Here is an 11716-nt window from a genome sequence, read left to right as displayed (position 1 = left end):
GTCCTTCGCACTCCTACGGACGCTAGTCCTCGCCCAGCCACCGTGATATCCGGCCTCTGCTGAACCGGTGGGGCTGTCGCTGACCCGACTTCGCAAGCGCGCCGCCGACCTGCAAGACGGCGACGTATACACCCAGACCGGAGGCCACCGAAGCCAGACACATGCCTTCGGTGGATTCGACTTATCGCAACTCAGAAGTCAGCATCGACGCCGTAAGTACGTACAGTCAGTACACGATCAATGGGCTTCACCAGCTCCTGGTGAGCAACAGCCAGAAGCTGTGCCGGCACTTCGCCCGCCAGCAGCCCGGTCACATAGGCGAGGGCATGTGTAGGGGACAGCCCAGTCACCTTCCGGCGAAGGGCACGGACGGCGGCCATGCGCCCGCCCGCTGCTTCAGCTACCGTCCGTAGACTGTCGTGGAGATCATCCACCGGAGTGCGTACCGGCAGCCCTCGGATGCGACCACGGTAGTCGTCCTCCCATGCCCCCTCGATCTCAAAGAGGACTCCAATCGAGTGGAGCCCGCCGTCGGCGCGGTCGACCAGATACGGACCGTGTCCCACCAACATCGCGGCTACATTGCGCGTTCGCGCATACTCCTCTGATTGGACGTAGACCTTCCAGACCAGCTCGTGCTCGACCACGCTAACGATCACGTTGCGCGGGAACTGCTCGGTGCCAGCGGCAACCCCCGACTGATGGCCACGCTCCAGCTGTTCCTCAACGATGCGTATCGCGTCATCCCGTTCGATCACAACCGCAGCATCACCCAGTAGGTCAGCTCGCCACCAGCGGATTTCCCCTCATCAACCTCGCCCCTGCAGGAGCCGAGAACGCGTCTGCGCCGATCCGTCACGAAATATCCGCCACAGCCCTGAACTTCCCCACTTATTTCAATGGCGAACGAGCTGGGGAATCGAGAGCAGGGGCGGGGAAAATCGCGGATCCCCATCACCTTTAGCGCTGCGGTCTGCGGGCCTGGTCTTGCTCCAGACGGAAGCGCCGGAGGGACCCCTCCTGTTCCTTCCCGCTTGCCGGTTTCTTCGGACCCTGCACGACGGTCGTGGACCGGCCCTTCGCAGCCGCTGAGGAAACCCGCTTCCCCATTCGGTTCGTGGCTTCCGGAAGGGGTCGGTTGAGCGCCTCGCCCATCCTTCGCATCGCTGGGACGTCAAGCTCGCCCGGTCCGAGCACGTACGAGGTGGGCCGGGTTCCTCGGCTGCTGTGGTGCGACGCGGCGTACCCGAGACGGGTCAGCGCCTCTACGCTCTGCGCGTGTTCGTGCTGCCCGTCCCCTCCACGCAGTCGGTCAGCGCCGTCCAGCGCCCATTCGGCGATCTTCTCGCACACGCGGATCGAGACCCGTCGGAAGAAGTCTGCGACCCGGCCGTCCTCGATTACGCGGCCGAAGTGGACCCCTGCCTGGTTCTTCAGGACGCGCCACAGATGCCCGACGGCACCACGGACCGTCTGGATCTGCCGCCATTCCGGGACGTCGTGCAAGGACGCTGCATGGGCGTCGGCCGCTCGCAGAGCAGTGCTGACCAATCCGGCCACGGGCAGCAGGTCCTTCTTCTGCCGCTCCTGCCCTGTCTGAGAACTGGCGTTGCCAGACGTCAGCGCGGGGACGCTGGCAACCTCGGCCGACGGGGAGAGCTCAGTACCAGCGCCGACCAGCAGCTCTTGCAGGGTGCTCACGTCGTGCTCGATGTCCGCAAGGAGCTCTTCGCGCGTGCACTGTTCCGCCGGCACGATTTCGTTCCAGGCGTTCTCGACACCCTTGAAGGCCGCCATGAAATCCAACGGCCTGTCCCCGTTGTCCGGCGCTGAGGCCGAGCTGTACGAGCCAGAGGTGTCCTCCCACTCCTCCCACTCGGAGAAGTCGATCACTGTGTCAGACTCGGTGTCCGGGACTGCGGCCGACCCCCCAAGTGCGATCGACTTGCCCTTGTTCTGATCCTGCAGCATTCCGGCGAGCTCTTTCGCAGCCGTGTAACCCGCAGACGCATCCTCGGCCGCAGACGGGGCGGTCGTCGGCATCTCCCGGGCGTTGACGCGCGACTCGCCCCGCTCGGAGGCGCTGAACTCAGCGGTCGCACGCTCCGCCGCGTCTCCGTGATCCTCGTTCTCGGCTACAGACACGGTCAGTCCTCCTCAAGCATTGGCAGTGCACGCAAACGCCCCTCGGACAGTGGCACGGTCTTGCAATGCTGCCGCCCCCATCAGTGCCCACGTGACGGTCGGCGAGACTCGCTGCGGACGGAGGCGGGCTGTCGCACGTGAGGCGACTGCTCGCCAGGGCGCGACGTCACAGAGCCTCCTTGGTCAGGCGCACGTGAGACTGTCGTTGAGCGAGCCCTGGCTGCGGCTACCGATGGACGGACGCCGTGCTGCTCACTCAACAGTCGCTGGGAGACGAGCTGATCCTCACGTGAAGACTGCCCCTCCCATTCCTGGCTCGCGGCGATCATCTGGTGCGCGGCGGCGTCAAGAGTCGCCCGGGGCACGGCGGTACCCGCGGCCTGAGCCGTCCTCAGCAGCGCGACAGCGGAGGACTGCTCAGCGCGCAGCACCGCGTCGTACGCGCCGACCAGCGACTCCACCTGGCGAGGGTGGACCTCGTAGAAGCGCAGCCGGGCGTCGAGGTCGTTCGGCCGGCGCTCGACCGAGTCGGTGACCAGGCGCGTCTGGATCCGCTGAATGGTCACAGGGGCGGCCACCGCCACCTGCCATCCCGTCGCGGGCAGCCGGTACAGCGCGGCAGCGAGAGCCCCCTCGCTGCCGGCGTCCTCGAGGATCGCGTCGGTCGGACGCGGCTCGCCGGGCTTCCCGCCGCCGGGGCGGAAGTCCGGCCCGAACAGCAACTGCCCGACCCGGACCGTCGCGGTGTGCGTGATGACAGTCGCGGGGTGCGGGACGACCTGCGGCAGCTGGACCACTTCGCCACGACGCACGATCGCGTAGCTCGGCGGCGGTAGCTTCGGGTGCGCGCGCGGATCGGCGGTGTCGACCACCCGGTCCCACGCGTCCACCGCTGACTGCCACGCCTGCGCGGACTTCCGCAGCCGGCGGGCCGACGCCTGCAGCGCGTCCGCCAGGTCGTCGGTCAGGTGCGGCTGCTCGGCGACGCGCAGCAGCACCCGGCCGGCCAGAAGCCGGCTCATCGACATCCACCCAGACAGCTGCTGCAGGTCCGACCCGCTCAAGCCATGGTCGGCCGTGCCGTACAGCGCCTCGAACGCCGCGCGGGACAGCCGCTCGCAGTCGTCCGCGAGCAGTGTGGTCACCAGCGCGGTCGGGTCGTCGGCTGAGGCCTGCACCGGCTCGACCGGCAGCGCGAGCGGGAAGTCGGCGAGGGCGGCGTTCGCGGCCGAGGCCTCGAGACGCCCCAGGGTCGAGGCCCGGTCCAGGAAGCTCCGAGCATCGGCGAGCGCCTCCATCACCCCGAGATCGTCGCAGCTCTGCGACAGCTGCAAGGCCACTTGCCCGGTGTGCCAGGCGAGACGAGCGGTGCGCCCGGCCAGGTAGTCCAGGGCGGACTGGCTGCTGAAGGCGTGCGCGTACGGCGTCAACGGCACCCGGTCGGGGCCACGGTGGCTCTCGATCAGATCTCGCAGTGCCGCAACCGAGCGCGCAGCCTCGCCGATGCCCTCGCCGACCTGCCCAAGCCCCGTCCGGTCGGGTGCGGACAGCAGACTGCGCACGGTCTGCAGCGAGGCCCGCGCTTCGTCCAGATGGAGCACGAGATCGCCCGGCGTCTTCAAGCTGCGCAGGATCCTCTCGTCGCTCTCGCGTACCCGGTGCAGCTGAAGCCCCTCGCGCAGTCGGCCGATCAGGTCGTCGAGGTCTTCGACGAGCGCGGCTGTCTGACCGGGGCTCACCGCGCCGATCGGCGTGCCGGCGACGGCCTCCAGGCGGGCGTCGGCCGTGTCGAAGAGGTCTCCCAGGGTCGGCATCAGCGCCCCCGGACCGTCGCGAGCGCCCTGGCGCCAGCATCCGCGTGCCCCGCCGCCTCGATCAGCACCGCGCGCGCCTCGGCGCTCTGCTCGTCGCTCAGCCGCACGAGCGCGTCGCGCACCTCGTGCAGCAAATCCACCCACGGGTCCAGTCCCTCTGGGCCCGCCGCGATGACCGGCGTCTCAAGCGGCCGGCCGGACTCCGGCAGCGGCAGCAGCGCCCTGCCGGCCATGCAGGACTGCGAGGCCGCCAGCGCTTGCAGCTCGTCGGACCCCCCTTCCCACGCGACGGTGCTGGCCACCCGCCGGGCCACGTCGAAAGCGTCCCAGGACGCAGCGAGGACCTGCCGCGGCTCGGACGAGCCGAGCATGTTCATGGTGTCGGACATCAACGGACTTCCCCGATCAGTCGGTCGTGCAACGACTTGATCGTCCCACCGAGCAGCAATGTGGCGTGGACGCCTGTGGATGAACGGGGCCCTGTGGATGACCGGCTGACCGCTCAAGTGGCGTGGCTTTGTTTGGTCAGTAGCGAGAGCGTTCGTTGCCCAAGCGTGAGAGCACCCCGCTGACGAGGAAGACAGTGTCGCCGATTTTCAGCAGCACCCGATCGCTTGACTCGGGACGGATGCCGTGCGTTCCGCTGGCGGGGGTGGCCGCGGAGCCCGGCAGCGCGCCGCGTACGGTCAGCGCCTGCACGATGAGCAAGATCAGGATCAGGGCAACGGCAAGCCCGAGCCCGTGCAAGCCGCCGTGCCTGCTGACATCACCGATGGCACCAAAGCGTCCGATGGCGTGGTTTTTTCGGTCTGGGGCAGGCAGGGCCACGATCTTGATCCCTCGGCTGGCGCACTCCTCACCCCACGAGGTGTCCATGACTCGCTCTAACGTCAGCTTAGACGCAGGGGTCGGGGTGTCGAGGCGAAGCCGGGGAGTCGGGGGAACGGCTGCTGGCGCCCGGTCTCTGGATAGCAGCGTTGCCGAGGTAGTCTCCGCCCACCGGCCCGTCAACGCCGCAACCTTCACTCTGCCCGGCGCTGCGCGACCGCGGCGTGTTCGGCACCCGCCGCCTGTCGGTTTCGAGCACGCGCCGCCCACTCGGAGCCGGCGGGCGCGTGGACGAGGAGATCCCCGATGCCCTCGAAGGACCAGGGCACGGAGACCGCCCCTTCCGCCCCGCGTCGGCTGAGGTCGTCATCGGCGCGCCCGCCGACGGAAGCGTAGGAGAGTCGCGACGAGTTCGGGCAGCGCCTTGACCACGGCGACGGTGTCGGCCCGGTCGGCGCGAAGCAAGGCCACGATGCAGACGACGGCCACGAGGGCGATGCAGAAGAGGCCGACCAGCAGGGGCAGCACGAACAGCGGGTCGATTGAGATGGGCATGGTGGTCCTCCAGTAGGTCAAGAAAAGTTCTGCCATCCCCGACATCAGGACGGCGGCCACACGTTGGAGGTCTTTCGGGTTAGCCCCGCAAGACCTCCATCCTGAGGGCGAGTTGAAGGCCTTGCCGACCCGGGACGGGCGGGCTGCGGCGGTCGATCGGGAGGGTCGAGCAGGACGGCAATGGAGCGGCCTTGAGATCACCAGCGGGGCGATCGCCATTCAATAGCTGGAACTTTCAACCTGACTCCGCGCTTGCATCACGCACACTGGTCAGCACCCAGCCGGGGGCGATGAAGAAGTCGTTCCCCCAGTAGTGGGCGCTACGGCGGAACGAATCGGAAGATTCAGGCTGCCCCCGCTTCTTCTTCTTGCATCTCAATGCCCCCTCGCCTCACCAGTTGACTCACCGTGTACTTCACCGACCGTGGCATCGAGGAGCTGGAGAAACGGCACGGCTAGGAGGAGGTCACCTTCGAGTGGCTCGTCGAACTGTTACCGGCTGAGCAGTGGCAGTAGCGCCTGCGGGGCACGTCTGGGTGATCCGCCGACAGGTAGCCGTGTCCGTGTGAGGGCGGATGGGTGCCTGGTGAATTCGTGGACGGTGCCCAGGAGGGGGCAAAGCCTGCGGCTCAAGCGGGGCGCGCGGCCGTCCTTCGGTGAGCACGCCACTGGGCCTGCCGGCAGGCGTTGGAGCAGAACTTCCGCTGCCGTCCTCTGATGAGTGACGCCAGAGGGAAGAACACCTGGCCGCACGGGCACGCGATGCTCTTGTGGTCGATCCACCGAAGGAGCTGGTCGGTGGGATCGCCGGCATGGAAGACCAGCGGACTGCTTTCGTGCCGTAGGTAGACCCCGCAGGGGGACCTCTACCACCATCAGGTCTCGAGTGGGTGCCCGCAGCCCACGCACCTGGGTCCGACACTCCGGCACTCCCGCGCTTCGCGGCGAAAGGCATTGATGCGCGGCTTGACGACCTCCCACCACTCCTCGTCGACCGGAGAGTTGTCGAAGCCAAACGCCCCCTGGGGCTGCAGGACGCACCGATCCTCGGGTCGCCGTCCAGGATGGTCAACGCCGCACGGCCGGACGTGCGACCAGAACAGCGGAGTCAGGCCGCGCCGGCCGGTGGGCGTGAGGAGGTCGGTCCACTTCGATTCGCCGAGGGCACGCCCTTAACTCGATCATGATCGCCCGGCCGCCTTGGTCTCCCCGACCTGCTGTTACTGTCGCGCGCACGTGTGAGTACGCACGTGTAAGTGGGGAGGAACAGTTCTTGCAGAGCAGCAGAAGAATCGTGACTGCGGCATTGGTCCCGACGCTGGCCCTGGGGGGAATCGGCCTCGGAGCGGCCGTAACGACCGTGCTGGCGACCGCGACCGTGGCGGCAGCGGACCAGTCGGGCCCGTGGAGCACGCCGACGGCCCTTACGGGCACGGGTCACGACGTGAGTGTGCACGACGTGGTGACCACGAAGGACGGCACTGCCGCCGCCGTCTGGCGCCGCCAGATAGCCGGGACGGGCCAGCTGGAGCTCTGGGTCGCGACGCGCCCGGCGTCTTCCACGGTGTGGGGCACTCCGAAGCTCCTGGAGTCCCTGCCGACCAACGTCCACGAGAGTGTGGCCCTCGCTCCGGCGGCTGACGGCTCCGTGACGGTGGCATGGGTGAGCATGAAGGCCGACCGCACCTCCACGCTGCGGACAGCGACGCTGGCCAAGGGCGCAACCACGTGGTCCACGCCGGCCACGGTGGCCACCGCGCCCGTCCGGATCAACTACGTGAGCCTCACGAGCGGGCAGTCCGGCAAAACGGTGCTGGGCTGGACCGAGTCGGCCGCCTACGGGTTCCTTGTGGAGCGTACCGGCGTCGGAGCCTGGTCGACCGCCGAGGCGATCCTGCCGTCGGGGTACGGCATGCAGGTGGGGCTGGCTCCGGACGGCACGACGACGGTCGTCTGGGAGGAGCAGACGGCGGGCGGCTCGAACGTGGTGGTCATGGACCGCGCGCCGGGGGATGAGGAATGGTCCCAGCCGCAGGTCATCTCGCCTCAGGATCGGGGCGGCACACCTGAGCTGACCATCGGCGCCGACGGCACCGTCGCCGTCGTGTGGGTCTCCACCCTCTATCCGCCGGACCCGAGCGCCGAGCCGGACATCGACCTCGTCACGGCCGTCCGGCCCGGCGGGAGCGCGGTCTGGGCCGCACCCCTGGTGCGCGAGACGAACGGTCATGTCACAACGCGTCAGCCGCTGATCGGGCCGACCGGTGAAGTCACCATCGTCTGGCGGGAGGATGTGGATCCTGGAACTGCCTACTACCCGGCAGTCCGCACCTCCTCCCGCACGGTCGACGGCACGTGGTCACCTGTGCGGGACGTGTCCACCGCGAAGATGGTCACAGATCAGTTCGACGCCGCGACAGGCGCCGACGGCAACATCCAGATCGGCTGGGACCAGCTCGTCAACGACACGCAGACCTCGTTCCACACCTCGGCCCGGATCAACGGCACATGGACGCCGGTCACCAAGCTGAGCACCGTGCCGACCTACGGCTCGAACGGCCGTGTCGCTGTCGCCCCCGACGGCGACGCGACCGCGGTCTGGGGGCAGGGCAAGCAGCTGTGGACCGCCGGCACCGGCCTCACCGCTCCCCCGGTTCCCGCGAAGCACCGGGACTACGTGGGCAAGGACGGGTTCCCGGACCTGTACGCGCAGACCGCCGCGGGCGCGCTGTACGTCTACCAGGGCAACGCCAATCACACCGTCTCCGCGAATGTCAGCGGCGGGACCTGGCCGACCACGTCGTTCGTGGCACCGTTCGGGGACCTCAACGGCGACGGCTGCAACGACACCCTCGTGCGCACCAGCGCGGGCGAGCTGTACCGCTACAACCCCGCCTGCGGTACGCCGGTCACCCCTGCAGCGCCGCGCACGCTGATCGGCGGCAGCGGCTGGAACGGCTTCGACGCGCTGACGTACTCCGGCGACTTCAACGCGGACCGGCTCCCGGACCTGGTCGCCCGTCAGATCTCCACCGGCGACCTGTACCTGTTCGCGGGGACGCAGTCCGGCGGACTGACCCGCGTCGGGAAGGTCGGCTCCGGCTGGAAGTCGCTGACCATCGTCGGCACCGGCGACCTCAACGGCGACAAGAACGCCGACCTGATCGCCCGTACCTCCACCGGCTACCTCTACCGGTACCTCGGCACGGGCCGCGGGACCATCGGCTCGGGCGTGAAGATCGGCTCTGGCTGGGGCGGCATGGTCAACATGATCGGCATCGGCGACCTCACCGGCGACGGCAAGAACGACATCGTCGGCCGCACCACCGCCGGCGACCTCCACCGCTACGCCGGAACCGGCACTGGAGCCATCGGCTCCGGCGTCAAGATCGGCACCGGCTGGAAGTCCTTCGCCAGCATCAAGTAGGGGGCTCCTGAGGGACCCTGACGAGCCGGGGCGTGAGGTCAGGGGACACGGAGCCACACTCCGTGCCATGTGTGGGTAGAGCCCCCGCCCCCCAGTACCTCGTGTCGAGTTGCGAGGGCGACGCACCGGCGTACCGCACTGACAATGCCGTGCAGTGAGGGCCCGGCCGGTCATCCGGCGGGGCCCTCTGTGGCGTCACGGTTTGCGGTGTCTACCGGTCCCGGGCACCGTCGGGGGCCGTGGGGGCGTCGGGTTGTTCGGCGGCGGTTCCGGTGGGGGGTTGAGGGTGCGGCAGGCGGCGGCGTAGTCGTCCACCAGGGTTACGGGCTGCCAGGCGTAGCCGTCCCATTCGACGATCAGGCGCGGCGCGTCCGGGTCGACGTGGGCGGCGCGGTGCGGATTGCCCCCGAGGCGGACGGCCTTCCGCTCGCCGACCAGCCGCAGGCGCATTTCTCTGCGGGCCGCCCACTCGTCCAGGGGCTCGTCCTCGCCCATCGTCGTCCTCCTGGTCCTCGTGCTCGTCAGACCCTAGACCACGGCACTGGCTGTCCCACGGCGGTGACGGTGACCTCGAACCGGTCGAGCTCGGGGGAGCCGTCGCCGCGCCGGCGGGCGATGTGCTCGGCGACGCCGTCCCACCGGCGTGCCGGTCCGCCCCGTCGCACGGGTCCAGACACCGCGGTCGTCCAGGGAGAGGGGCCCATGCACCGGCGTCCTCGTCGAGCAGGACGCGTTCGACGCGGCTGTCGCGTTCCAGGCTGAGGCACTGGGCCCGGGGTGCGGCGAGCTGGGCGACGAGCCGCGCGATCCAGTCGTCCAGGGCGTTCGCCCCGATCTCGGTGGGCTCGCCCGCCCGCACCTGACGCCGGATCTCGGCACGCTCCCCGACCTGGACGACACCCCGGGCCGCTGACTGCGACTTTCAGGCGCCGGGAGACCGGCCGTGACCCCTTTTGGGATCTGGGGCCGGTTGGCGCAGGTGCGGTGGTTGCTCGACTGCACCAGGAGCAGCGCCGCGCCCAGCGCTCGGAGTCCATGGGGTCGTCGTCGAGCACGCCCTGGCTGCTGTGCTCGACGGGCGGACCGGCTGGCGTGCGCTGGGTCCCTGCTTCGTGCCGAGGCGATCCTCGAGGGCGCGCCGGAGCGTGTCCTCGTGTGCCCGATTCTCTGGCGTGAGACCGGGACGTCGCTCCCGTTCGGCGTCGGCTCGGTGCCGGTTGGCCTCGGCGGAGAGCCAATGGTCGGGGACGAGGATCAGGGGGAGCGCCTCTGAGGGTCCGAGCGGTTGTGCTGCCAAGGCTTGGAGCAGCGGGCGTTGGGCTGTGAATTCGAGCCCGGCAGCGCTCAGCGGGGGAGGCCGCTATGCGGTACCGAGACCGGCGCTCCGAGCGTACCGAGCAGCGCAAGGTGCCCGCCCCGCGGAAGCCCCGGAATAGCGTCCCCCGGCGCGGCCGCACCGAATAGGAACCCGCCCGTGATCCGCCCGGCAGGACACAGGGGCGGGTATCAGGACATGCGAAGTGCTTCCGGGAGGAAGCGGTCGATCTCTGAGCTGCTGAACGTCATGTCCTCGTCGATCTGCAGGGCTCGCTGCGCGGCCCGGTAGGCGCTACTCGATGTGTCCGGTGCCAGCCGGTAAACGTGGTTCAGCTTCTCGAGCAGCTCGTCTCTGCGGCGAGGTATGTCCACGGATTGCGGGTCGGTCTGTATGTCGGTGAGCAGGTGCAGATACAGCTCCCGGATGTACCAGAGCTCCTTGGCGGCTGCACGGTGCTGCTCGGCGACCTTCTCCGGGTTGAAGCTCAGATGGAAGATGGTGAAGGCCAGTGCGAGGGCGGAGGCCCCGCTACTGATGTAGAGAAGAAGCTGCTTGTTCGTGATCACCGAGGCGAGCAGCGTCCCGGACGTCAGCGTCACCAGGACAATGTTGACCCACTTCGCCCGGTCCGCCTTGGATGCCTCCAGCTCCCTGGCCTTCTCGTGTGCTTTGTGCGAGTAGACGACGCGGCCGAAGCTTTCCCGGATCGACTGGACGTTCGCTGCGTGCCCGGTGTTCCCGTTAGAGCTCATACTGGCTCCCGAAGATCTTCTGCCACTCCAAGGCGGCGTCGGTGTGCTTGCTCGCCAGCTCGTACTCGCATGCCTTGACCGCCCGGCGGTGCGCGCTCTGCGCCTTGCTCAGCCAGGTGTCGCCGTACTGCTTCTTCTCGCTGGTCCCGGGGATCGTGTGCCAGCAGTTGGCCTTCTCGACCAGTTCGGCGAAGAAGTCCCGGACTATCCAGTCGTAGAAGGTCGTGGACTCCCTGGAGCGGTCCCACGTCGACAGAAACCTCACGCTCCGCAGCTCCAGTACCAGCGACTTGATTGGGACCGAGCAGTGTTTCTGCCACACCTTCATCATCCGGATGAGGTTGCGAGTATTGCCGTTGGTCTGGGCATCTGAATCGGCCACGTAGGCGATCTCGGCCTTGTGGTCGACATGCTGCCAACTGCCGCCATCATGGGTGTTGGGCACGAGCAGCCCGCCGCCCTGCCGGTGCCAGGCGGGCAGGACCTCGACCGTGTGGCCGGTGGAGAAGTCGACGACCACGACCTGGCCGTCACCACCGATTTCCTTTGTTCGTGGGTAGCGCTCCTGGAACAGGCACTTGAGCTCCTGCAGGAGGGCCGACTGCCCGTTGTACTTGCGTCCGTTGAAGCGGTGGTACTCGCTGACGGGCATGAAGAACAGCACGTCGACATCCCGCGGCGGATTCACCGCCGTGCCCTTCCCGTAGGAACCGATGATCATCCGGCGGTCATCTGAATACGGTTGGTTGCTGTAGTGCCCGTGCAGTTTACGGGTGATGGCGTTCGCGCTCGTCAGTGCGGATGCTCGTTGCTCACTCGTTACTTGGATGTTCTTCAGGAAGGTATCGAACCTGCTCGCCGTACTCATGGACCCCCC

At 68.3% G+C, this 11716-nt stretch carries 11 protein-coding genes and 1 pseudogene; 3 read left to right on the top strand and 9 right to left on the bottom strand.

What is annotated here, in order from left to right; all coding sequences use genetic code 11:
* Nucleotides 1-191 precede the first annotated feature (191 nt).
* From VIU94_RS32495 to VIU94_RS32470, 6 genes are all read right to left on the bottom strand, one after another.
* Nucleotides 192-758: a YrhB domain-containing protein gene (locus VIU94_RS32495; protein ID WP_331916983.1), complete on the bottom strand. Its 567-nt coding sequence runs from the start codon at nucleotides 756-758 to the stop codon at nucleotides 192-194.
* Nucleotides 759-960: 202 nt separating this feature from the next.
* Complete coding sequence (locus tag VIU94_RS32490; RefSeq protein ID WP_331916981.1) at nucleotides 961-2145, bottom strand: hypothetical protein; 1185 nt, start codon at nucleotides 2143-2145, stop codon at nucleotides 961-963.
* A gap of 80 nt (nucleotides 2146-2225) precedes the next feature.
* Nucleotides 2226-3959, bottom strand: a complete 1734-nt coding sequence (locus VIU94_RS32485; protein ID WP_331916979.1) for a hypothetical protein — start codon at nucleotides 3957-3959, stop codon at nucleotides 2226-2228.
* Complete coding sequence (locus tag VIU94_RS32480) at nucleotides 3959-4348, bottom strand: hypothetical protein (RefSeq protein WP_331916977.1); 390 nt, start codon at nucleotides 4346-4348, stop codon at nucleotides 3959-3961. Before VIU94_RS32480 ends, VIU94_RS32485 begins: the two co-directional genes overlap by 1 nt.
* A 136-nt stretch (nucleotides 4349-4484) precedes the next feature.
* Nucleotides 4485-4835, bottom strand: a complete 351-nt coding sequence (locus VIU94_RS32475) for a hypothetical protein (RefSeq protein WP_331916975.1) — start codon at nucleotides 4833-4835, stop codon at nucleotides 4485-4487.
* A 318-nt stretch (nucleotides 4836-5153) separates the two neighbouring features.
* On the bottom strand, nucleotides 5154-5342 hold the full coding sequence (locus VIU94_RS32470) for a hypothetical protein (RefSeq protein ID WP_331916973.1): 189 nt from the start codon (nucleotides 5340-5342) through the stop codon (nucleotides 5154-5156).
* 408 nt (nucleotides 5343-5750) lie between these two features.
* On the opposite strand from VIU94_RS32470, the pseudogene VIU94_RS32465 reads away from it, so the two are divergent.
* A pseudogene (locus VIU94_RS32465) lies at nucleotides 5751-5798 on the top strand (DUF6104 family protein); the annotation flags it as partial.
* An 838-nt stretch (nucleotides 5799-6636) separates the two neighbouring features.
* Nucleotides 6637-8769, top strand: a complete 2133-nt coding sequence (locus tag VIU94_RS32460; RefSeq protein WP_331916971.1) for an FG-GAP repeat domain-containing protein — start codon at nucleotides 6637-6639, stop codon at nucleotides 8767-8769.
* A 195-nt stretch (nucleotides 8770-8964) separates the two neighbouring features.
* Here the strand turns inward: VIU94_RS32460 and VIU94_RS32455 are convergent, their stop codons facing one another.
* The gene (locus VIU94_RS32455; protein WP_331916969.1) at nucleotides 8965-9264 is read right to left on the bottom strand and encodes a DUF6087 family protein; all 300 of its coding nucleotides are present in this window, start codon (nucleotides 9262-9264) and stop codon (nucleotides 8965-8967) included.
* A gap of 148 nt (nucleotides 9265-9412) precedes the next feature.
* On the opposite strand from VIU94_RS32455, the gene VIU94_RS32450 reads away from it, so the two are divergent.
* Nucleotides 9413-9682 carry a hypothetical protein gene (locus tag VIU94_RS32450; RefSeq protein ID WP_331916967.1) on the top strand — a complete coding sequence of 90 codons (270 nt, stop codon included), beginning with the start codon at nucleotides 9413-9415 and terminating at the stop codon, nucleotides 9680-9682.
* Nucleotides 9683-10275: 593 nt separating this feature from the next.
* Here VIU94_RS32450 and VIU94_RS32445 read toward each other — a convergent pair.
* Nucleotides 10276-10839, bottom strand: coding sequence for an SLATT domain-containing protein (locus VIU94_RS32445; RefSeq protein WP_331916965.1), 564 nt, complete (start codon nucleotides 10837-10839; stop codon nucleotides 10276-10278).
* Nucleotides 10829-11707: an SMODS domain-containing nucleotidyltransferase gene (locus tag VIU94_RS32440; protein WP_331916963.1), complete on the bottom strand. Its 879-nt coding sequence runs from the start codon at nucleotides 11705-11707 to the stop codon at nucleotides 10829-10831. The genes VIU94_RS32445 and VIU94_RS32440 overlap by 11 nt, the downstream gene beginning before the upstream one ends.
* Between the last annotated feature and the right edge of the window lie 9 nt (nucleotides 11708-11716).

The organism is Streptomyces sp., assembly GCF_036566765.1.
GTDB lineage: Bacteria > Actinomycetota > Actinomycetes > Streptomycetales > Streptomycetaceae > Streptomyces.
This window is presented reverse-complemented; position numbering and strand designations above follow the sequence as displayed.

Bases quoted from the DNA above. Each gene is read 5' to 3' on its own strand.
- VIU94_RS32445 (WP_331916965.1), bottom strand. From the start codon at position 10,839: ATGAGCTCTAACGGGAACACCGGGCACGCAGCGAACGTCCAGTCGATC.
- VIU94_RS32485 (WP_331916979.1), bottom strand. From the start codon at position 3,959: ATGCCGACCCTGGGAGACCTCTTCGACACGGCCGACGCCCGCCTGGAG.
- VIU94_RS32455 (WP_331916969.1), bottom strand. From the start codon at position 9,264: ATGGGCGAGGACGAGCCCCTGGACGAGTGGGCGGCCCGCAGAGAAATG.
- VIU94_RS32440 (WP_331916963.1), bottom strand. From the start codon at position 11,707: ATGAGTACGGCGAGCAGGTTCGATACCTTCCTGAAGAACATCCAAGTA.
- VIU94_RS32470 (WP_331916973.1), bottom strand. From the start codon at position 5,342: ATGCCCATCTCAATCGACCCGCTGTTCGTGCTGCCCCTGCTGGTCGGC.
- VIU94_RS32480 (WP_331916977.1), bottom strand. From the start codon at position 4,348: ATGTCCGACACCATGAACATGCTCGGCTCGTCCGAGCCGCGGCAGGTC.
- VIU94_RS32475 (WP_331916975.1), bottom strand. From the start codon at position 4,835: ATGGACACCTCGTGGGGTGAGGAGTGCGCCAGCCGAGGGATCAAGATC.